This is a genomic window from Spiroplasma endosymbiont of Colias croceus, from assembly GCF_964020095.1.
Classification (GTDB): Bacteria; Bacillota_I; Bacilli_A; order Mycoplasmatales; family VBWQ01; genus Spiroplasma_E.
Map to the genome: position 1 here is coordinate 1,725,693 of NZ_OZ026536.1, position 22,954 is coordinate 1,748,646.

General features: G+C 21.0%; 24 protein-coding genes and 2 pseudogenes. 11 read left to right on the top strand and 15 right to left on the bottom strand.

The features are described from left to right. Positions 1–143 precede the first annotated feature (143 nt). Positions 144–972, bottom strand: a pseudogene (locus AACL24_RS10730) (IS5 family transposase). A gap of 259 nt (positions 973–1,231) precedes the next feature. Here AACL24_RS10730 and AACL24_RS10735 point away from each other — a divergent pair. Next, positions 1,232–2,428 (top strand): lipoprotein, encoded by a 1,197-nt coding sequence (locus tag AACL24_RS10735; protein WP_339046737.1) that lies wholly within the window; start codon positions 1,232–1,234, stop codon positions 2,426–2,428. Between the two features lie 104 nt (positions 2,429–2,532). On the opposite strand, the gene AACL24_RS10740 is transcribed toward AACL24_RS10735, so the two are convergent. From AACL24_RS10740 to AACL24_RS10780, 9 genes are all read right to left on the bottom strand, one after another. Further along, entirely contained in the window at positions 2,533–2,886 is a 354-nt protein-coding gene (locus tag AACL24_RS10740) for an HU family DNA-binding protein (RefSeq protein WP_339046738.1), read from the bottom strand. Between the two features lie 28 nt (positions 2,887–2,914). Further along, a complete protein-coding gene (locus tag AACL24_RS10745) occupies positions 2,915–3,373 on the bottom strand; it encodes a hypothetical protein (protein WP_339046739.1) in 459 nt (152 codons plus the stop codon). Positions 3,374–3,505: 132 nt separating this feature from the next. Further along, on the bottom strand, positions 3,506–6,790 hold the full coding sequence (locus AACL24_RS10750; protein ID WP_339046740.1) for a DEAD/DEAH box helicase: 3,285 nt from the start codon (positions 6,788–6,790) through the stop codon (positions 3,506–3,508). 240 nt (positions 6,791–7,030) lie between these two features. After that, positions 7,031–7,798: a ParA family protein gene (locus tag AACL24_RS10755; RefSeq protein WP_339046741.1), complete on the bottom strand. Its 768-nt coding sequence runs from the start codon at positions 7,796–7,798 to the stop codon at positions 7,031–7,033. After that, entirely contained in the window at positions 7,791–8,051 is a 261-nt protein-coding gene (locus AACL24_RS10760) for a hypothetical protein (RefSeq protein ID WP_339046742.1), read from the bottom strand. The genes AACL24_RS10755 and AACL24_RS10760 overlap by 8 nt, the downstream gene beginning before the upstream one ends. A gap of 147 nt (positions 8,052–8,198) precedes the next feature. After that, positions 8,199–8,669, bottom strand: a complete 471-nt coding sequence (locus AACL24_RS10765; protein ID WP_339046743.1) for a hypothetical protein — start codon at positions 8,667–8,669, stop codon at positions 8,199–8,201. Positions 8,670–8,865: 196 nt separating this feature from the next. Further along, positions 8,866–9,276: a transposase family protein gene (locus tag AACL24_RS10770; protein ID WP_339046744.1), complete on the bottom strand. Its 411-nt coding sequence runs from the start codon at positions 9,274–9,276 to the stop codon at positions 8,866–8,868. 19 nt (positions 9,277–9,295) lie between these two features. Next, positions 9,296–9,718, bottom strand: a complete 423-nt coding sequence (locus AACL24_RS10775; RefSeq protein WP_339045912.1) for a transposase family protein — start codon at positions 9,716–9,718, stop codon at positions 9,296–9,298. An 87-nt stretch (positions 9,719–9,805) separates the two neighbouring features. Next, the gene (locus AACL24_RS10780) at positions 9,806–10,312 is read right to left on the bottom strand and encodes a replication initiation protein (protein ID WP_339046745.1); all 507 of its coding nucleotides are present in this window, start codon (positions 10,310–10,312) and stop codon (positions 9,806–9,808) included. 348 nt (positions 10,313–10,660) lie between these two features. Between AACL24_RS10780 and AACL24_RS10785 the strand changes: the two genes are divergently transcribed. Together AACL24_RS10785 and AACL24_RS10790 are read left to right on the top strand one after the other, a co-directional pair. Beyond that, complete coding sequence (locus tag AACL24_RS10785; RefSeq protein WP_339046746.1) at positions 10,661–10,855, top strand: hypothetical protein; 195 nt, start codon at positions 10,661–10,663, stop codon at positions 10,853–10,855. 344 nt (positions 10,856–11,199) lie between these two features. Then, on the top strand, positions 11,200–11,961 hold the full coding sequence (locus AACL24_RS10790; RefSeq protein WP_339046747.1) for a hypothetical protein: 762 nt from the start codon (positions 11,200–11,202) through the stop codon (positions 11,959–11,961). Positions 11,962–12,171: 210 nt separating this feature from the next. On the opposite strand, the pseudogene AACL24_RS10795 reads toward AACL24_RS10790, so the two are convergent. Continuing rightward, positions 12,172–12,417 (bottom strand): annotated as a pseudogene (locus tag AACL24_RS10795) (ISNCY family transposase); the annotation flags it as partial. 268 nt (positions 12,418–12,685) lie between these two features. Then, positions 12,686–12,913: an IS3 family transposase gene (locus AACL24_RS10800; RefSeq protein ID WP_339046749.1), complete on the bottom strand. Its 228-nt coding sequence runs from the start codon at positions 12,911–12,913 to the stop codon at positions 12,686–12,688. Between the two features lie 158 nt (positions 12,914–13,071). Between AACL24_RS10800 and AACL24_RS10805 the strand changes: the two genes are divergently transcribed. Continuing rightward, positions 13,072–13,425, top strand: a complete 354-nt coding sequence (locus AACL24_RS10805; protein ID WP_339046750.1) for a ParA family protein — start codon at positions 13,072–13,074, stop codon at positions 13,423–13,425. A 173-nt stretch (positions 13,426–13,598) separates the two neighbouring features. On the opposite strand, the gene AACL24_RS10810 is transcribed toward AACL24_RS10805, so the two are convergent. Further along, complete coding sequence (locus AACL24_RS10810; protein WP_339045908.1) at positions 13,599–14,006, bottom strand: transposase family protein; 408 nt, start codon at positions 14,004–14,006, stop codon at positions 13,599–13,601. 23 nt (positions 14,007–14,029) lie between these two features. Continuing rightward, complete coding sequence (locus AACL24_RS10815; protein WP_339045912.1) at positions 14,030–14,452, bottom strand: transposase family protein; 423 nt, start codon at positions 14,450–14,452, stop codon at positions 14,030–14,032. A gap of 205 nt (positions 14,453–14,657) precedes the next feature. Here AACL24_RS10815 and AACL24_RS10820 point away from each other — a divergent pair. The 6 genes from AACL24_RS10820 to AACL24_RS10845 all read left to right on the top strand — a co-directional run bounded on the left by AACL24_RS10820 (position 14,658) and on the right by AACL24_RS10845 (position 20,614). Next, a protein-coding gene (locus tag AACL24_RS10820; RefSeq protein WP_422398051.1) for an IS3 family transposase occupies positions 14,658–15,778 on the top strand; the annotation gives its coding sequence in 2 pieces (ribosomal slippage) (positions 14,658–14,901 and positions 14,901–15,778; 1,122 coding nt in all). Positions 15,779–15,913: 135 nt separating this feature from the next. Further along, positions 15,914–16,743, top strand: a protein-coding gene (locus AACL24_RS10825) for an IS5 family transposase (RefSeq protein WP_339046752.1) whose coding sequence is annotated in 2 segments (ribosomal slippage) — positions 15,914–16,310 and positions 16,310–16,743 — 831 coding nt in all. Because the reading frame shifts where the segments join, the coding sequence is not laid out codon by codon here. A gap of 463 nt (positions 16,744–17,206) precedes the next feature. Then, on the top strand, positions 17,207–18,472 hold the full coding sequence (locus AACL24_RS10830) for a rod shape-determining protein (RefSeq protein WP_339046753.1): 1,266 nt from the start codon (positions 17,207–17,209) through the stop codon (positions 18,470–18,472). A 38-nt stretch (positions 18,473–18,510) separates the two neighbouring features. Beyond that, complete coding sequence (locus AACL24_RS10835; protein ID WP_339046754.1) at positions 18,511–18,825, top strand: HU family DNA-binding protein; 315 nt, start codon at positions 18,511–18,513, stop codon at positions 18,823–18,825. Beyond that, positions 18,818–18,940 carry a hypothetical protein gene (locus AACL24_RS10840; protein ID WP_339046755.1) on the top strand — a complete coding sequence of 41 codons (123 nt, stop codon included), beginning with the start codon at positions 18,818–18,820 and terminating at the stop codon, positions 18,938–18,940. The genes AACL24_RS10835 and AACL24_RS10840 overlap by 8 nt, the downstream gene beginning before the upstream one ends. A gap of 330 nt (positions 18,941–19,270) precedes the next feature. Continuing rightward, on the top strand, positions 19,271–20,614 hold the full coding sequence (locus AACL24_RS10845) for a deoxyribodipyrimidine photo-lyase (RefSeq protein WP_339046756.1): 1,344 nt from the start codon (positions 19,271–19,273) through the stop codon (positions 20,612–20,614). Positions 20,615–20,644: 30 nt separating this feature from the next. Here AACL24_RS10845 and AACL24_RS10850 read toward each other — a convergent pair whose 3' ends face one another. Beyond that, entirely contained in the window at positions 20,645–21,118 is a 474-nt protein-coding gene (locus tag AACL24_RS10850) for an Hsp20/alpha crystallin family protein (protein ID WP_339046757.1), read from the bottom strand. A gap of 453 nt (positions 21,119–21,571) precedes the next feature. Between AACL24_RS10850 and AACL24_RS10855 the strand changes: the two genes are divergently transcribed. Beyond that, a protein-coding gene (locus tag AACL24_RS10855; RefSeq protein ID WP_339046758.1) for an IS3 family transposase occupies positions 21,572–22,692 on the top strand; the annotation gives its coding sequence in 2 pieces (ribosomal slippage) (positions 21,572–21,815 and positions 21,815–22,692; 1,122 coding nt in all). Positions 22,693–22,954: the final 262 nt, after the last annotated feature.

Here is a 22,954-nt window from a genome sequence, read left to right on the forward strand (position 1 = left end):
AATAGTTTTAAAACAATTTTATTGACAATTAATTAAATTTAATTACGGAATATGTCCAAAATATGTTTTATTTTTTGTCATTAAAATACAACAAAAATTATTATTTCAAATAAAAAAATAAAATATTAAATTATCAAATATATTTAAATTAATAATTGTAAATTATAAATTGAAGCTATTAAATTAAATCTTAATGCAAATTTTTTTCTTCTATTTCGATATTTTTCACTAATAATTTTAAATTTTTTAAGAATCGCAAAAACATGTTCAATAACAACTCTCATTTTTGAAATAGCCTTATTATTTTTCTTTTCTTCTTTAGTTAAAGGGTTTTTCTTTGATTTTCGTTTAGGTAATAAGACATTTTTATGTATGTTTTGTATACCTTGATATCCTAAATCTACTAAAATAGTTGTTTCTGATAAAAATTTCGTTTTTGAATTTTTTAAAATTTTAAAATCATGATTTTTACCATAAGAAAAATAAGAACTTATAATTTTTTACTATCTTTTTCAATTATGACTTGAGTTTTTATTGTATGTTTTTTCTTTTTTCCTGAATAATATTGTTTTTGACTTTTTTTGGGCGTTGAATAGTACTTTCAGTCACATCAATGATAACTGTTTTATCTTTAAAATTATTATTTAACAGTGATTTTTGCCCATCAAGTTGTTGAAAATCAGGATGTTTTATTAAAGTATTTTCTATTCACTTGATATTCCTATAGCAACTACTTTCACTAATTCCATAACTTTTAGCAATATGAAAATAAGTTCGATACTCTCTTCAATATTTTAAAGTCATTAATAAACGATTTTCTAATGATAATTTATTAGGTGTACCACCATTTTTAAACTTTTTTACTTCTTCTGTCTTTAAAATTTCTAGAATTTTATTAAAAATAATATCATTTATAGCAGTTAATCTTAATAATTCTGGATTGTTAATAGTTTTTAATTTATCAAACATCATAGATTACCTATCTTTTTTATTTTTAATTTTATTTTAAAAATTAAATTTTTAATAGATAGGTTTTGCAAGAAGTCTAATAATTAAACGGACTTCTCGCCTTATGTTCTTGTAGTTATGTTTTTAATGATTTTTTTGAAAATTATAACTTGATACAATTTGAACTAACCCTACTTATTGACGTCAAAAACAAGCATATGAAGAACTTATTGCCGAAATCATGTAAAATTATAATATACATTTAAATGAAAAAAGAATAATAATGAAAAAATTACTAAGTATTTTAGGAGCAATGACTTTAATTGGAACAACAAGTACCAGTGTTATTGCTTGTGATGGGGGAGAAAAACCAACTCCACCCACTCCAGATACAAGAACTGATTTAAGTGGTTTATCAGATAATGCTGAAATAACATTATCAAGTTCTACTGAAACAGTTGCTGATTTTAAAACAGCATTAATTAATAAACTAAAAGAAGACTTAAAATTTAAGAAATTATCAGATACAGAAGTTGATATTACTAAATCTGATAGTACTGAAATACAAAATTCTGATATTGTTGATAGTACATTAGTAACAAAAGTAAAAGCTAAATCTACTTCGACAAATTTTAATGGTGAAAAAAATATAAATGTAACTATAACAATTAATGATACAAGAACTGATATTTCAACAAAAATAGCAAAGTCTATTAATTTAGGACAATTAGATATAAATACAGTACAAGATTTCTTAACAAAATTACAAATATCATTAGCACGAATGACAGACTTAAATAGTATAACAATTAGTGATTATGATGTTTTTAAAGCAGAAAGTACAATTGCTATACAAGATAGTGATATTACTGCAGGTAATTCTTTAAATATTAAAATTACTGCTAAAGGAAGTAAATTTCAAGGTGTTGTAGATAATATTACAATTAACTATATCCAACAAAAAGATACAAGAACTGATTTAAGCACAATTATTACAAATAAAGAATTAAGTATTATTGGCATTAATCCCGAAGTAAATCCTACTAGTGAAATCATAAAAAATAAAACTAAAAGTAAAAATCTTGCTTTAGATATTAATGCAATATCAGTTTCAAGTATAACTTCGACAAGTGCAACTATTATTGGTAACGGAAAATATAAAGGAAATGTTATTGTAAATTATACAATTGATAAAACTAAAAAAGATTTAAGTATGATTACCAAATTAACTGGATTAAATATAAATGCTGATAGTAGTACTAAAAATTTTATATTATGACAAAAAAGAAAATTAGCAAATGAATTTGTAGATAAACAAGAAATTTTTGATAGATGAGGAATTAATTTTTATGATAATTCAGGAAATAATATTAACGATAAAATGCAAAAACATGGTGATTTATATTGTATTATCTTTATTGTTGAAAAAAATAGCAAATGAATTGGTCAAACGTCAAAATTAAAATTTACTTTAAAATAAGTAAACTTATCAAAGGAGACCCTTTCTACCGAAATCTGTGTTTATGTTTAAATTTTATATTCATTTGCAATATTGTAAAGGTAAGTTACACAGATTACTAAACATTACCTTTTTTGACCGTCAAAAATTGATTTAAGTTTTTTATTATTTTTAATATTTGATTTATTTTTCTCATAATTAAAAGCAAATTTTACTTGTTCTTTATAATTATCAATTGGCTTAAATTTTGGAATAAAATGCTCAGGATTTTCAAAAACTTCACCAGTTTTAGGATTTCTTACTGTTCTCTCATTTACTTTCATAACTATAAATTTACCAAAATTTATTATATTTACATTTTCACCTTTAACATTGGTTTCAATAATAATTTTAAATAATTCATTAACACACTTTTGAACATCAGTTTTATCAACTCATGTTCTCTTCTGAATTTCTTTGATTAAATCATTTTTAGTCATAAATTCACTTCCTTACTTTACTTTATATTTATCCATGATTACGATTTTTCAACTTTAAAGATTGAACACAAATTTGCTTTTTAAGTTGTTGATTTTCTTTTTCTAAACTTTGTATTTTATTTAAATTAATTTCATATCCCAAATTTTCTTTAATTTCCATTTCTTGAATTTTAGTAAATAAAGTACTATTTTTGTCCAATTGAATAGGTTTATTATATTTATCTTTTCAAATATCAGCAATCTCATTAAACTTAATGGTTCTATAATAAATTGGCCGTATATACTGAATTTGATTATCAATTTTTATTTTAAAATAATCATGACTATTAGGTTCAGTAGTCATTAACTGAACTTTTACATGACTTGGATAAGATTTAATAACAATGCCTGGACGATACTTTTGGTTACCAGTTTGGTTATCAATATCATTAGAAATGATAACACGAATTCCCATTCCTTTTTGTAATTTTCATCATTTAAATTGCATATTATTCCACTTTCAAATTTGACATTTTTATAAAATGATTATATAATTAATTTGTTTAGTACAGATAATACTGTGCAAGGGGGAGTAAGCCCTCGAGTTCCCAACCTTAGCTGTTGGGGTTTTTATATAATTTTAAATAGGTGTTAATAAATTCATTAATTCAGTTTCTGTTAAATTAGTAATCAATTGTGTATCATTATTACCATCAAATACTGAATTAATAATGTCTAATTTTTGATTTTGAATAGTAATGATTTTTTCTTCAATTGTTCCTTTAGTAATTAATTTTATTACTTGAACAACCTTTTTCTGTCCAATGCGATGAGCACGGTCTGTTGCTTGATTTTCAATGGAAGGATTTCATCAAGGATCAAAATGAATAACAACATCTGCTGATGCTAAATTTAAACCAACTCCACCAGCTTTTAAAGAAATTAAAAAAACACTAATATTGGTATTATTATTAAATTCTTCCACCAATAATACTCGTGATTTAGAATCCGTTTTACCATCTAAATATAAATAATTAATTTTTAATTTTTTTAAAATTGGTATTATTTGTTTTAATATTTTAGTAAATTGAGAAAAAATTAAAATTTTATGTTTAAAAGAAATAAGTTCTTCTAAAATATCATGTAAAATATTAAGTTTAGCGCTCTCTTGTTCATAATTGTTATCAACAATGCTGGGATCACAGCAAATTTGTCGCAAGCGCATTAATGCAGTAAGAAATTGAATTTTGTTTTTATTAAAATTTTTATTATTAATAGAATCTTCTAATTCCTTGCGTGCTGCCATAGCATAAGCTGCATAGATTTTTTTTTGACGAGAAGTCATTTCAACAATAACTTTATTTTCTATTTTATTAGGTAATTCAGTAATAACTTCATTTTTTAAACGACGTAAAATAAATGGTTTTGTTTTTTTAATTAATTGTGTTAATAATATTTTATCTTGTTTACGAGTGATAGGTATTTCATATTGTTTTTGAAATTTATGATGTGAAAGCAATAACCCTGGTAGTACAAAATCAAAAATTGATCATAATTCGGTTAAATTATTTTCAATTGGGGTTCCAGTTAAAGCAAATTTAATTGTAGAATTAATACCTTTTGTTACTTTAGCATTTAATGAAGTAGGATTTTTAATATGTTGTGCTTCATCAATAAAACAATGTGAAAATGATAAACTCTCATATTCAATAAAATCACGACGTAATAACGGATATGATGTAATTAATATTTGGTAATTTTTATAATTTTTTAAAATTTCTTTACGTATTTGTTTAGTTCCATCAACGATAATTTTTTTTAATTGTGGGGCAAACTTTTTAAATTCATTTTTTCAATTATAAATAATCGAAGCAGGAGCGATAATTAGTATTGGGTCCATATGTGAATTTAACTCATATTCTTTAACAATATAACTAATGGTTTGTAAAGTCTTCCCAAGACCCATTTCATCAGCTAAAATACCACCAAAACCAAATAATGCTAATGTTTTTAATCATTTATGTCCTTTAATTTGATAATCACGAAGAACAGCATTTAATGAAGATGAAACAGCAATATTATTATCATTAAAATTTGTAATTTTTGTAATTAACTCAGTAAAGTATAAACTCTTATTAAGAGACACATCTTTAAAATTAGAAAGTTCTTCATTCAAAAAAGCAGCATGATATTTAGGAATTAAAAATTTACCAGTTGCAAAATTTTCTAATGGTATATCAAATTTATCTGATAATTTAACGAAGTTTATTAATGTTTTATTTTGTAAATCAACTATATTGCCATTTTCTAAACGGTGATATTTTTTTTCATTTTTTATTGAAATAAACATTGATTTAAGTTCATCTTGTGTAATATTTTCTAAACTAAAATTAAATTCTAAAAGTTGTTGATTTTCATTAATACTAATATTTGAACTATTAATTTTTGTTTTTATTAATCGCACATTTTGAAAATTTTCAGTATAGTAAATAATTGATTGTTGTTCTATTACAGATAAAAGATTAGATACCAATTTAATAATTGATTCTAAATCATTTAATATCAATTTATCATCATTTTTTTCAAAAGGCAGTTCAGAAAAAAGAGATAAATAATTTTTCTCTTTTATGTAATCACGAAGAACAATTTTATTTGAATTACTATTACTATCATTAATATCAAAAATAATATCATCATATTTGAAAACAGATTTTAAAATAACATATTCTCCATCAAAATCAAAATAACTTTCAATAATTAATTTAGTATTAATAATATTATTAGTGATTATTGGATCAATAGCAATATTATCATTGTTATGTTCTAATAATGGTGAAATTATATATTGTATAACATCTTGTTTATCATTTTCATCAAATGATATTTGATTTTGAGAATTCATAGTTTGTAAAATTTTACAATTATTTTTTTGATGATTTCCTAAAAATAAAACTTTTTTATTTTCTAAAATACTTTGTAGCTTTGAACTTAAAAATAAAGGTTTTTCTTTTTGATTACTAATAATTATTTTGTTATTAAGTAAATTAATATTTAATTTTGATTCATAGTTTTCTTCACTAATTAAAATGTCATAATATATTGTTCCTAAATATATTAAGTCTATTGTTTCGCCTTTTATTTTTTTTAAAAGGCGTTCCAGTTGAACTGGTAATAACCTAAATTTATTATTATTATCCTCAAAATTATAAAAATTAATAATGTTACCATTAGGTAATGTCATATTAAATATTTCAAATTCATCATACAAAAAATTAACAATTTTTTGTAAATTAAGAGATAATTTTTGTTCTTGTTTATTTAATGAAAATCCATATTTTTTAAAAAATGTTTTTTGTTCAAAAATAGTAGGGTTAGTATCAGTAATCAATTTAATAAATTCAAAAATATTTTTAACTTCAAATAATTGATTAATGCCAACTTGCAACTGCAAGTTGGCTAATGACATATTTTCAATATTAATTTTAATATTACATTTTACTATAGGAATCATTGGATTTTCGTTTTGTATTTCTTGTTTTTTAAAAAAAGAAATTAAATTTTTTTGTGCATTTTCTACACCTGATCAAATTAAAAATTGATTTGATGATTTATGATAACAATAAATTAACGAAGCAATTATGTGTTTACAAATTGCATTATTAATTTGAAAATACATGCAATCACAATATTTGTTAGTAAAATTAATATCACCATCATAAAAATCAAAATATAAATTTACTTCGTATTCTTCTTGACCTTGTGAAGATAATACTTCACATTCAATTATTAATGATTGATTTTTTGCATTATTATTTATCTTTTGGTTTATTAGTTTAATACTGTTATTTTTATACATAATTAAACCACGATTAAAAATAGAGTTTGAAACTTGTTCTTTAATAAATTCAAGATTAAATTTTGACATTGTGTTTTCCTTTAAATTAATATTTTTTAAATTATCTTTTAATATTTCATTTTTTTAAATTTTGTTACTGTATTATCAAATAATTTTTTATATCACTTTCCACTACAATAAATAAATTTATCACGATATAAAGAATCAAATGTGTATTCTTTTTCACATGATGATAATGGAATGACAACATTTAGTTGTAGTTTTAATTGCTACTTAACTAACTTATTGAAATAAAGATACATTATTATTTTATATAATTTCTTTAATAAGTTCTTCATATGCTTGTTTTTGACGTCAATAGTATTGACTGTCTCAAATACTACTTAAATCATTTTCAGTTTTAATAAATGTATCAGAATGCTTAATATTGGTAGTTACTAAATAATTGCTATATTTTTTTTCTTTTAGTCAATCTAATATATTAGATGTATTCTCATTATCCTTTATATTATTAAAAACTAATTTAATTACAGGCATATCTCTTTTATCAATATTAGTAATATAATTCAAAGTATTTTGTAAATCAACTATACCTTTATAACTACCTATACCACTATTTATTGGAATTAATATTAAATCACTAATTAATAAATAATTTAAACTTAATTCATCTACTGTTGGCGGATAATCAATTAATACATAATCATAATTATCAAAAATATTTTTATTAATTTTATATATTAAGTCTCTAATTAAATATTTTTCTTTTTCTTCATATAAATCTTTTATTAAAAAAATAGATTTTCTAACATTTTCACTAGAAGCAATAATATCTATATTTTTATACTTAGATTTTTGAATAATTTTATCAATACTTATATCTTCAACAGAAGCAATTATTTTCCCCATTGTTTTTTTAATGTCTGTATTATCTTGTTGTAATTCTAATGTTATAGTACCTTGACTATCTAAATCAATAACTAAAACTTTTTTATTTTCTAATGCTAATTTGTAAGCAATATTTTTACAAAGAGTTGTTTTTCCAACTCCTCCTTTTTTGTTACAAAAACTAATCATTTTCATTTTTTTTGTTTCCTTTCCCATAACGTTCTCTAAGAATTTCATTCATTAGAGTTGTATATAGTCACTTTTTTTCTTTTGCTTCTTTTCTAAAAGCTTCAACAAGTTCTTTTTCACAATACATATTAGGTATCATATCCGTTGTAATTCTTTTATCTTTTACTTTTGAATTTTCTTTTGAAAAAGCCGCAGTATTTTCTACACGTTCCAATATTTTATTTTTTATACCATTTTTGGTTTCAATTGGCATTCTTTTCACTCCTTTATATGTTTATTATATATTATTTTATATATTTTATTCGTAAAATATATTTTACGATAATAAATATAATTTTATCTTATATTTGTAAAATACGTAAAATAAATAAAATATATTTTATAATTAAAATATCATATTTTAATCATTATCAATATTTTTCAAAATATGTTGTAGTTGTTTATCAGTTAAAATTGGTTGATCAATTATTTTACTTTTTGGTTTTGAACCACTTTCAGTAAAATCATTTGCTGTTGGCTTTGATTTATCCACATATACTTTATATTCTTTTTTAGTTAATACTTTTTCAAGTTCAGGATTTTGAGAATTAAATTTTTCTAAATCTAAATGCGTATTTAAAATTATTTTGCTATATTTTCTACCAACTTTTATCAATTCATAAGTAAAAATAATATCTGTTTTTTCTAAATCTTTTTTAACTGGTTCTAAAATTTTGTTTTTCATCTTAGTTATAATTTTAAAATAACTACTATTTAAATTTAAATTTAAAATATTTGCTAGTTTTTCAAAATCTCAAATGTGTTGATAATTTGGTGTTTTTTTAGTTTTTGCATTCATATATAAATAACTACGTAAATATTCATAGGACATATTCCGTAATTAAATTTAATTAATTGTCAATAAAATTGTTTTAAAACTATTTAGTGTTATTGAATATAGAAATAAATATTTTTTGAAAAAATAGTTTAAAAAATGAGTTTACATTTTAAACAAAAAATTGTTAATAATATTTTTATATTAACTCGATAAAAATTTAAATTTTAAAAAAATATTTTTAATATTTTTTTTATTTTAATGGTTTTATTTTATTAAAAATTTCACAAAGTAAGTTAAATCTTAAGTACATAAGTCTAAATTTAGATTTTCTACATTTATTTACTAAAATTTTGAATCTTTTCAATCAAGCAAAGACATGTTCAACTTTAATTCTAATTTTAGATACAATCTTATTGTATTTTCTTTCTTGTTTAGTTAATTTTTTATTTTTAGTTCTTTTAATTGGTATTATTGTATTTTTATAAATATTTTGTATACCTTGATATCCTAAATCACCAATAATTATTGTTTTTTCTGAAAATTCAAGATTTGAATTTTTTAATATTTGAAAATCATGCACTTTACCATTATCAGCAAAAATATCAACAATTTTTTTATTAAAAAATCATATACAATTTGAAATTTTATAGAATACATTCAACTTTTACCAGAAAAATATTCTAACTGTAGTTTTTTTTAGTTGGTCTTTCAATTTCAATCTCAGTTGAATCAATTAAATAAAATTGAAATTCATTTGAATTTTCTTGTTTTTTATCAATTTTTAATTTATATCTTTCTTTTAAAAATTGGTAATCTTTGTGGTTACTAAGTTTATTTTCTACTCAAGTAATATTTCGAAAACAACTTGATGGGCTCATTTTAGATTTAATACTCATTTGAAAAAAAGTATAATATTCTTTTCAGTATAATAAAGTCATCATTAATCTTTCTTCTACTGAAAGTTTATTTTTTCGACCTTTATTTTTTTCTAATTTTTCTATTTCAATTAATTTTTCTAACATTTCATTAAAATGAAAACGTTTTATACCAAAATATCTATAAAATTCTTCATTTTTTAATTTTTTTAAATTTTCAAAAATCATTTTTATCAACACTTTTCTAAATTTATTGTTAATAACAAAATTATAAAATAAATTTTAAAATTATTAATTGACTTTTAAAAAATTTAATTACGGAATATGTCTATATAACCGCATTGAATATTTACTTGTAACAGTTTTTGTATAAGGTAAATAAATATTTGTATAATCTTTTTTTAAATCAACAAAATAATTTGTCACCAAATCTTTATTAATTTTAAGTTTAATATAACCATCAATATTAAAACCTGATAAAAAAGCATTTACAAACCCATACTTATTTTCATTTTCTATAAAAACAAAGAATTTTAAACTAGTTAAATTTTCTAACTCTTTCATAATTATTGTCATTTCTCGGTTTTTATGGACAACTTTATCATAAAGTTTATGTTGTTGAATACCATAATAATTGCAAAAATCTTTTAATCAAAATCCTATATGATCAATATTTTGAATATTATTTTTAGTATTTAAAATTGCAAAATTAAACAGCCTTTGAGTCATAATTCCTGCACACTCATTTGTCACTGCACGAACAATCACATTTGATTTTTTAATAAATTTATTATCTTGCTTATTTATTAAATCCTTTGGCATAAATTAACTCCTTAACATATTTTTAAATCTAATATGATTATACCATATTCATATCCGTAAAAGGGATAATTCATATCCGTAAAAGGGATAATTAATATAAAATTTTATATATACAATATAGATAATTTAATTATCTATAATATATAATAAAGAAGAATAATATGTAATAAATTTGATAAATAACAAATTAAATTTTAAAAAATAATTAAATTTAAAACTTAAGATATATATTTTGTATATTAAATCTAAATTTAAAAGATTTTTAATTATCCCTTTTACGGATATATTAAAAGTTATTTTATGAAAAATCATTTTAAAGTTTTATAATTTTAATTAAAGATATTTACAATGATAGTTAGAAAAATAATTCTTAATTGAATTACAGCATTTGTTATTTTCTTTGGTTTATTTTCTTTGGGTGTTTTGTTTTTCTTAAATAACCAATATGATAATGGAAATAAAGATTTTTATATTGGTTATTTAAGAAAAACAAAAATGATATTAGACTTCTTGCAAAACTATGATATTAATCACATTTTTTAAGTTTAAAAATTTATTTTAATAACACTTTTAATATTTTTTAAAAATTATTTTACAATTATCTAGTTACCGGTGTGGTTTTGGTGGATGGCACTGGTAACGTTTTTTAATTTTACTGTCAATATCGATTGAAAATTTCCAAAAAAAGTAAATCATTTTGGAAATTTTAACTGGAAAATAAACACAAATTTCAAATAACCGTTAAAAACTTTAGTTCTAAATTTTTATTTGTGAACTTTTTTTAAAATATTTTGTATAATTAATTTATAAAAATTTAATATAAGTTTTTAACTCATTGCTTTCTTGTTAAAAAGCAAATGAGTTTTATTTTGAAAGAAGTTGAAGTTATGGCAATTGAAAATCAAGAAATTATTTTTAATGATTATGTTAATAATTTTATTAATATAAATGAATTAAAGAAAAAAATTATTAAAGAATTAAAAACGTTAGAAAAAAAATTCAAAAAACAAAACGAAATAAAAGAAAATATTTCCAAAATCTTATTTGATTTAAAAAATAATGGTTTTGAAATAAAAGAAAATCTTAGATTACTTAATGCTATATATAATAAAATAGAAAATTTTTATAAAAAACCTATTGAAAAACTTGAGTGTGAAAATAAAAAATTAATTTTTAAAAATAGATGATGTATAAATAAAAATATAAAAAAGATAAATGAAATAATATCAAAAAATAATCGATATATTACATTTTTAAATTCAAAAAAAATTAGTAAATGTAAAAATAATTTACTTATAATTTTTACATTAGGTTTTTGTAATAAAAATAAAAATTTAATAAAAAAAATTGAAAAATATAAGGATAAAAAAATAGAATTTGAAAATATTTTATTAAATTTAAAAAATAAAAAAAATAATAATCAAAATGTTATTAAAAATAATGTAAAAACATTAAAAACTGAAAAACAAGAATTTGATTTAGTAACAAAATCGTTAAATAGTTGTGTATTTTATTTTACTGAAATTCAAAAAAATGAAATACAACATGTTTCAAATCCAATAGATATGATTAAAAATATTAAAAATATAAATTCATTTCAAGAACAAATTTCAGCAAGTGAATATAAAATACCAAAAATGGTAAAATAATAAGCCTATTACAATTGCAATCTTTTTATATCTTTAAAATTGATTTTAAAACATCTAATTTGTTCATATACAAACGTTTTAAAAATTTATATGGTTTAGTATTAAAAAAATAAAAATCTCTAACTAGAGATTTTTTAAATTAAATATTTGTTTAAACTGTCAATATTGAGTAAAAATTTCCCAAAAAAATAAATTATTTTAGAAATTTACAGTTTTATATAAACTTATAATTTTAATTTTTATTTCAAAATTTGTTGCCTTATTAGAAATTTTATTGCGAGATTTATGAATAAAACTAATTTTACCTTCTCTATTAAAAATTTGAATTAATTGGTTAATTCTTGTAATAGTTAGGTTAAGTTTATTCTTGGCTTGATGTTTAGACAATTTGTTAATAACAATGTCATTTATAATTTTATATTTATATTTTTCTTTCATAGTCATACTTCTTTCCATATTTATCACCAAGTATATTTAACTTCACTTTTTGGGAAATTTTCACTAGATAACTAATAGGAAATTATCACTAAATAATGATAGTTTAATTTTACTTGATATTTATCATAATTATGATAAAGTTAAATTATAAAAATTGAATATCACATTAGGTACATCCACCAAATTTAGACCTATCTATTTTTTTTATTTACATTTTTCTTATATTTTGAAGAGAAAATGAATTTGTCAAGAAAAGTGGACAATTAAAGTAACCTTTTATTAAATTTTATAAAATAGTGTTTGTAAGTGTTAAATTTGTAGATATGAAGTAATTATTTGTTGATTTGGAATGAGCTAATCGATATTCGATTGGACTCATTCCTTTTAATTTTGTTTGAGGTCTATCGTTATTATAAAAGTAAATATATTTGGGTAAATTTTCTTTTATTCATTCAATAGTTCTGTTTTTTCTTAGATTTGATATAGAAATTCTGTTTTCATTGTTCCAAATCAAGATTCAGTAGCACCATTATCACAAGAATTACCTCTTCTAGACATCGAAATTTTTATTTTTAATTTGTCACAAAAGGTTTTATAAGAAGGATTTGTATAATGAAATCCTTGGTCTGATTGTAAAATTCATGAAGTAGGTTTTTGAGCATTAACTCAAGCTTGAATAATGTTGGTTCATTAAAAGGTGGAGTTGGAAAAACTAACTTTACATTTAATTTAGCAGGCATACTAGCATTCAATAATAAAAAGGTTTTACTAATTGATTTAGATCCACAAGCTAACCTTTCAAATAATTTTAAAATAACTAATTCAAGTAGTTCATCAAAAAAACTATTTGAACAAAATGTAGATATAATTAAATCTAATTTAATTATTAAAAATATAAATTTACATGAAAACATTCATATAATTCCCACTAATATTGCTATGACAACTCTAGAAACAGAACTCATCAATCGCACAGCAAGAGAGGGAACATTACAAAGGACATATTCCGTAATTAAATTTAATTAATTGTCAATAAAATTGTTTTAAAACTATTTAGTGTTATTGAATATAGAAATAAATATTTTTTGAAAAAATAGTTTAAAAAATGAGTTTACATTTTAAACAAAAAATTGTTAATAATATTTTTATATTAACTCGATAAAAATTTAAATTTTAAAAAAATATTTTTAATATTTTTTTTATTTTAATGGTTTTATTTTATTAAAAATTTCACAAAGTAAGTTAAATCTTAAGTACATAAGTCTAAATTTAGATTTTCTACATTTATTTACTAAAATTTTGAATCTTTTCAATCAAGCAAAGACATGTTCAACTTTAATTCTAATTTTAGATACAATCTTATTGTATTTTCTTTCTTGTTTAGTTAATTTTTTATTTTTAGTTCTTTTAATTGGTATTATTGTATTTTTATAAATATTTTGTATACCTTGATATCCTAAATCACCAATAATTATTGTTTTTTCTGAAAATTCAAGATTTGAATTTTTTAATATTTGAAAATCATGCACTTTACCATTATCAGCAAAAATATCAACAATTTTTTTATTAAAAAAATCATATACAATTTGAAATTTTATAGAATACATTCAACTTTTACCAGAAAAATATTCTAACTGTAGTTTTTTTTAGTTGGTCTTTCAATTTCAATCTCAGTTGAATCAATTAAATAAAATTGAAATTCATTTGAATTTTCTTGTTTTTTATCAATTTTTAATTTATATCTTTCTTTTAAAAATTGGTAATCTTTGTGGTTACTAAGTTTATTTTCTACTCAAGTAATATTTCGAAAACAACTTGATGGGCTCATTTTAGATTTAATACTCATTTGAAAAAAAGTATAATATTCTTTTCAGTATAATAAAGTCATCATTAATCTTTCTTCTACTGAAAGTTTATTTTTTCGACCTTTATTTTTTTCTAATTTTTCTATTTCAATTAATTTTTCTAACATTTCATTAAAATGAAAACGTTTTATACCAAAATATCTATAAAATTCTTCATTTTTTAATTTTTTTAAATTTTCAAAAATCATTTTTATCAACACTTTTCTAAATTTATTGTTAATAACAAAATTATAAAATAAATTTTAAAATTATTAATTGACTTTTAAAAAATTTAATTACGGAATATGTCTAAAGAACATTTATTAAAAATTATGAACTGGATGGGTTACAATTTATTGGACACTAATTACGTAGACAAGTAAACAAATTTGTTAAAAGAAAGGAACTATAATTATGGCCAATATTAACTCATATACCGATGAATTTAAAAAACAAATAGTAGCTTTATATCAAAGTGGCAAATCAGTATCTTGCCTTGTTAAAGAATATAATGTTACAAGAGCAGCTACTTACAATTGAATTAAGCAATTTAGTAATTCAGGAAGTTTTAAAACTAAAGATAATCGTTCTTTTGAAGAAAATGAATTAATTAAATTAAGAAAAGAATTAAAGCAATTACGAATGGAAAATGATATTTTAAAGCAAGCAGCACTAATAATAGGCAGAAAATAGAAATTATTGTCAAAAATAAAGCTAAATATAAAATTCGCACAATGTGTCGTTTTTTAAAAATATCTAAATCAACATATTATTTTAATTTAAAGAAAAAAGAAAATAAAATCAAAAATAATATTTATGATAAAGCTGTTATTAGTGCTTTTAAAGAAAATAAAGAAGTTTATGGTACTAGAAGATTAAAAAAAATTCTAGAAAACCAAGAAATTTATTTATCGCGCAGAAAAATTAAAAAAATTATGAATGAACATAATTTAATATCAAAATATACTAAATTATCATTCAAAAATCATAATAACAAAGTTAACGATAGTCAAATAACTAATCTTGTTAATAGAAAATTTAAGAATAGGATTAAAAATGAAGTTATTGTTAGTGATTTAACTTATGTACAAGTTAATGGTAGGTGAAACTATATTTGCCTATTAATAGACCTATTTAACCGCGAAATTATCGGACATAGTGTTGGAGTTAAAAAAGATGCATCATTAGTACATCAAGCATTTATGCAATCAAATCGCTGTTTAAAAGATATTCAAATATTTCATAGTGATCGCCGTAATGAATTTAACAATAAAATTATTGATAAACTTTTACTAGCATTCAACATTAACCGTTCTTTAAGTAAAAAAGGTTGTCCTTATGATAATGCTGTTGCTGAAGCAACTTTTAAAACTTTTAAAACCGAATTTATTAATGATAAAAATTTTACATCATTAATCCAATTAAAATTAGAATTATTTGATTACATCAATTGATATAACAATATAAGAATTCACAGCACTTTAAACTACTTAACTCCAGTTAAATATCAACAACAAATGTTTACCAAAAAATAGTCCTAAAAAAGGTTGCCATTCCACTAAACTAGTACTTTGTAAAACAAAGATACACAGATTAGACTTCTTGCAAAACCTATCTATTAAAAATTTAATTTTTAAAATAAAATTAAAAATAAAAAAGATAGGTAATCTATGATGTTTGATAAATTAAAAACTATTAACAATCCAGAATTATTAAGATTAACTGGTATAAATGATATTATTTTTAATAAAATTCTAGAAATTTTAAAGACAGAAGAAGTAAAAAAGTTTAAAAATGGTGGTACACCTAATAAATTATCATTAGAAAATCGTTTATTAATGACTTTAAAATATTGAAGAGAGTATCGAACTTATTTTCATATTGCTAAAAGTTATGGAATTAGTGAAAGTAGTTGCTATAGGAATATCAAGTGAATAGAAAATACTTTAATAAAAAATCCTGATTTTCAACAACTTGATGGGCAAAAATCACTGTTAAATAATAATTTTAAAGATAAAACAGTTATCATTGATGTGACTGAAAGTACTATTCAACGCCCAAAAAAAGTCAAAAACAATATTATTCAGGAAAAAAGAAAAAACATACAATAAAAACTCAAGTCATAATTGAAAAAGATAGTAAAAAAATTATAAGTTCTTATTTTTCTTATGGTAAAAATCATGATTTTAAAATTTTAAAAAATTCAAAAACGAAATTTTTATCAGAAACAACTATTTTAGTAGATTTAGGATATCAAGGTATACAAAACATACATAAAAATGTCTTATTACCTAAACGAAAATCAAAGAAAAACCCTTTAACTAAAGAAGAAAAGAAAAATAATAAGGCTATTTCAAAAATGAGAGTTGTTATTGAACATGTTTTTGCGATTCTTAAAAAATTTAAAATTATTAGTGAAAAATATCGAAATAGAAGAAAAAAATTTGCATTAAGATTTAATTTAATAGCTTCAATTTATAATTTACAATTATTAATTTAAATATATTTGATAATTTAATATTTTATTTTTTTATTTGAAATAATAATTTTTGTTGTATTTTAATGACAAAAAATAAAACATATTTTGAACAATAATTTTTAAAAAATATTAAAAGTGTTATTAAAATAAATTTTTAAACTTAAAAAATGTGATTAATATCATAGTTTTGCAAGAAGTCTATTACATAAAAGCCTCAAATTGCAATCTCTTTTTTTATAATTTTAGTAAGTTTATTTTATAACCCTTAGAATTTTTTCAAAGCTATTAATTTTAAATTCATCAAATTTTTTAATTTTTCTACATTTTTGTTATAAATTTCCATTTTTAAACTTGATAATTTTTTTGATTCTTCTTTTATTATTAGACATATTTCATAATTACTAAAAATTTATTCAGTAAATTTGATAAAATTATAAGTAAGAAAATTTAGGGTTTGAAATTTTTTAAAAATGAGGTAAAGAAAATGTTTAAAAAAATAAAAGAAATTAAGAAAAGTAATAAGCTTAAATCTATAAATGATTATCAGTGATTAGTTTTAGATATTGGAACTGAAAATTTTAAAGCTAGATATATTAATACTGGTCTTAGATATGATGCACCAACATATTTAGCTGAAGATTATGAAAAAAATATAATTATTTATGGTGAAGAAGCAAAAGCATTGATGGATAAAAGCAATGAAAATATTATTATTAAACGTCCAGTTCGTGATGGTAATATTGCTGATCCCGATGCTTTACAGCGTATTCTTGCTAAAATTTTTCAAGATTTTAGACTTGAAATTAAAAATTCAAAACAAATTGATAATAATATTATAAAAAATTCTAAAGAACTAGAAAAAATAGATAAAAATCGTAATTTAATTGTGTTAATGGCTACACCAAGTGAAATCAATACAATACAAAGAGAAGCTCTAGAAAATATTGTTCATCAATTAGGAGCACTTCGTGGTTTTGTACAAGAAGAAGTTAAAATGGCAGCTTTAGGTTCAGGACAAGATATTTTTGGAACAGCAATTATGTGTATTGATATTGGAGGAGGAAGTACTGATATTGCTGTCATTAATAATGATTCAATTTTATATTCATATACAACACATTGTGCTGGAGATTTTTTAACACAAAAAATTAAAGACTATATTGCTAAAAAACATGCTATAAGAATTGAAACAAAAGAAGCTGAAGATGTTCTCAAAAATGTTGGCTCACTTATGAAATATCAAAATGAAAAACCGTATACTATTTCGGGAATCTCATTACCTAGACTGGACTCCCAACCCGGAGAAACAATGTCAATTTCTAAAACTATTGAAATTACAGCCGAAGAAATTCGCAAAAATGTTATGAAAGTTGAATTTAGAGAACATGTTATTCCGTCCATTCGTACAGTCTTAAGAACTGTTGGAGAAAAAGCTGCTGGTAGTGTTAGTGATTTAAAGAAGAAAGGTAAAGGTATTACAATTTGTGGGGGTGGAGCTTACATTAAAAAAATAGATGAATTCATTAAAGAAGAATTATCTAAAGAATATTTCATTGAATTTAAATCTAATAAATCAAATACAAAACTAATTCGTCAAAAATATGAAGGAGATATCTTTGAAGTACGTATTGCTCAAAACCCTTTAGATAATGTTATTGATGGTTGTGTAAAATATCGTGATACAATTTATAAACAAATAATAGCCGAACAAAATCCTAACCGCGAAATTCTTAAAAAAGAAGAAGAATAAGATAAAAATATTAAAATTAAAATTTTTGGAGGGATAATATGAATAAAAAAGAATTAGTAAAAGCAATAAGTAATGAAATTAATCTAAATCAAAAAGATGTTGAAAAGTGCATTGATAAACTTTCAGAAATCATCATCACTAAAAATTCAACTGGTGAATTTGTTGATATTTCAAATCTTGGAAAATTCATGATTGTTAAAAAGAATGCAAGAACTGTTAGAAATCCTAGAACTGGTCAAACTTTACAAATGAGTGAACATTACTCACCAAAATTTCAACCAAAATCTATTTACAAACAAACAATTAAATCAGCAATTATTCAAAAAGAAACTGAGGTAAAAACAAATGTTTAATAAATTAAAAGAAAAATTTAAAAATAGAAAATGTAAAACTGGTTCATGTGAAAATAAAAATAAACCAATTGCAAAATCAGAATTTGAAAATAAAAACGAAACCGAACATAAATAATTAAATAAACGTCATATATGACCTTTATTTAAAGACAAAACAGCAAGTTTTAAAAACCTTTTTAAAAATATATATTACATAAATAAGTGTTAAATTATAAAATAAAATGTTATAATTAAATTGTTCTTATTTTTTATAGAACAAAATAATTTTAAAAAAAATGAATATAAAATTTAAACATAAACACAAATTTCAAATAATCCCTAAAAACTTTAGTTCCAAATTTTTATTTAGGAACTTTTTTTATTTTTATACAATTTTCAAAACTGAAATAATTAATATTCTTGAAAAAATAAACTTTTATGAATAAAAAAAGGTTATAATAAAAAAATGAATATTTTTATTTTACATCGAGACTTTCGTATATATGATAACAAAGGTTTAATTGCTTTATCAAAAGAAGAAAAAGAAATTTATTTAATTTTTATCCTAACAAATGAACAAATTAAAAATAATAAATTTTTTAATCTAAAGTCATTTCAAGCAATGATTTTTTGTTTAAAACAATTAAATAAAATAATTCATATTAATGTTTTAAAAGCAGAAAACGAATTAAACGCAATCAGAGATTTAGTTAATCAAGGAATAATTATTAATAAAATTTACACTAATAAAGATTTTAGCCCTTATGCTCTAGAAAGAAGTCAACAATTAAAAAATTTAGCAAAAGAAATTGGTTTTATTTATCGTGAATTTCATGATTATATGCTTTTTTCTCCTCATGAAATAAAAAAAGATGATGGTAGTTTTTATCAAATTTTTACTCCTTATTGAAATGCAATTAAAACAAATAAATTTAATATTACAATATCAAAAACTCCAAAATTTCGAGCTATGAAGCTACCAAATTGTGAAGATATTAAAAACTTAAAAGATAATGACTTTAATTTACCATTAACAAGAGAAAAAGTAGAAATTATTGTTACTCGTTTATCAAAAGATTATCAAAATCAACGTGATAAAATTGATTTAATTAAAAACAGTACTTCTAATATTAGTACAGCCATTAAATATGGAATAGTTTCTATTCGTGAAGTTCATTTTTGAGCAATTCAAAGATTTGGTTATTTTGATAATAGTTTTTCTAGACAATTGATATGAAGAGATTTTTTCTATCAAGCAACTTATAATGCTATGATAGAAAAAAAATGAAAATTTGGAACAAATTGAATTAAAAAAATGAATGATATTATTTGGGATAATAATATAGAAAATTTTAAAAAATGATGCAAAGGAGAAACTGGTATTCCTTTAATTGATGCTGGGATGAATGAATTAAATAATTATGGTACTATGCATAACCGTGTACGTATGATTTGCGGTTCTTATTTAGTAAAAAATTTAAATATTGATTGAAGATGAGGAGAAAAATATTTTGCTCAAAAATTAATTGATTATGATCCAATTGTTAATCAATGTTCATGACAATGAGTAGCAGGAACAGGATTTGATGCTCAACAATATATTAGGATTTTTAATCCTTATTTACAACAAATTAAATATGATCCTAATTTTGTTTATATTAATCATTTTTTATCAAGAACAAAAAATATAGAAGAAATTGTTGATTTTAAAAAATCAGTTCAAGAAGCTAAAAAAAGATACCAAAATTTAAAAAGTAATATTCAAATTTATAATATTAAAAATAATAAATCACAAAAAAATAAATATTAAAAAACTAGTCAATTGACTAGTTTTTTTGAATTATTTAATTGTAATTTTTTTAGTTTTTGTTTGTTCTTTTTTAGGTATCTTAACAATTAATATACCATTTTTAAAATTAGCATCTATAGACTCTTCACTTATATTAGATGGTAAATTAATAGAGCGAGAGAATGAACCATAATATCTTTCTTGAATATGATAATTTTTATTTTTCTTTTCATTAACATCTTCTTTTTTCGCTTCTATTGTAAGAACGTTATTATTTATTTTTAAATCAATGTTTTCTTGCAAAACACCAGGTAATTCAATTTCTAAACAGTATTCAGAATCATTTTCAAAAACATCTGTTTTTGGTAAAAATGTTCTTTCTCCGTCATTGTTGGAAGTTAAAGGATAAGAAAAATCTATAATATCATTAAAAAAATTATCAAATATATCAGTTAAATAATTACGTCTAGAAAAATTGTTTTGTACATCTAATTTCTTTTTTGTTTGTGAAATTTCATTTTTCATACTTAACACCTCCGTTTTTCTTAAATTAGCAATTAAGTTATTAGATTGCTAATTACAAATTTATTTTAAACCAAATTAATATTAAAAATCAAGTAATTTTTATTTTTAATTTGACGTTTAATCAAAAAAGTTGAAAAAAATATATGAATTTATTAAAATGTAAATATTCCTAGTTAAGGAATTTTTAAGGAATTTTAAATTTAAATTTATTTCAAGGAGTTGATTTTTTATGAAAAGATTTGTAAAGAATTTAAGTTCTAGATGAACTTTATTTTGGAAATTATTTAAAAAAGAACGTTTTGTTAAAAAGAAAATTTTTTAATGTAAATAGACGACTATAATTATGGTCGTCTATTTTTATGGTTCTTTATAATGAATGGATGGGTTACAATTTATTGGACACTAATTACGTAGACAAGTAAACAAATTTGTTAAAAGAAAGGAACTATAATTATGGCCAATATTAACTCATATACCGATGAATTTAAAAAACAAATAGTAGCTTTATATCAAAGTGGCAAATCAGTATCTTGCCTTGCTAAAGAATATAATGTTACAAGAGCAGTTACTTACAATTGAATTAAGCAATTTAGTAATTCAGGAAGTTTTAAAACTAAAGATAATCGTTCTTTTGAAGAAAATGAATTAATTAAATTAAGAAAAGAATTAAAGCAATTACGAATGGAAAATGATATTTTAAAGCAAGCAGCACTAATAATAGGCAGAAAATAGAAATTATTGTCAAAAATAAAGCTAAATATAAAATTCGCACAATGTGTCGTTTTTTAAAAATATCTAAATCAACATATTATTTTAATTTAAAGAAAAAAGAAAATAAAATCAAAAATAATATTTATGATGAAGCTGTTATTAGTGCTTTTAAAGAAAATAAAGAAGTTTATGGTACTAGAAGATTAAAAAAAATTCTAGAAAACCAAGAAATTTATTTATCGCACAGAAAAATTAAAAAAATTATGAATGAACATAATTTAATATCAAAATATACTAAATTATCATTCAAAAATCATAATAACAAAGTTAACAATAGTCAAATAACTAATCTTGTTAATAGAAAATTTAAGAATAGGATTAAAAATGAAGTTATTGTTAGTGATTTAACTTATGTACAAGTTAATGGTAGGTGAAACTATATTTGCCTATTAATAGACCTATTTAACCGCGAAATTATCGGACATAGTGTTGGAGTTAAAAAAGATGCATCATTAGTACATCAAGCATTTATGCAATCAAATCGCTGTTTAAAAGATATTCAAATATTTCATAGTGATCGCGGTAATGAATTTAACAATAAAATTATTGATAAACTTTTACTAGCATTCAACATTAACCGTTCTTTAAGTAAAAAAGGTTGTCCTTATGATAATGCTGTTGCTGAAGCAACTTTTAAAACTTTTAAAACCGAATTTATTAATGATAAAAATTTTACATCATTAATCCAATTAAAATTAGAATTATTTGATTACATCAATTGATATAACAATATAAGAATTCACAGCACTTTAAACTACTTAACTCCAGTTAAATATCAACAACAAATGTTTACCAAAAAATAGTCCTAAAAAGTGTTGCCATTCCAGTGTCTCCAACTAAATAATAACACAATTTTAAATAAAAACATTTTTCATGATGTTTTTATTTTTATTTTTTGATTTTCCTAACAGTACGATTCACAATAGACTTCTTGCAAAACTATGATATTAATCACATTTTTTAAGTTTAAAAATTTATTTTAATAACACTTTTAATATTTTTTAAAAATTATTGTTCAAAATATGTTTTATTTTTTGTCATTAAAATACAACAAAAATTATTATT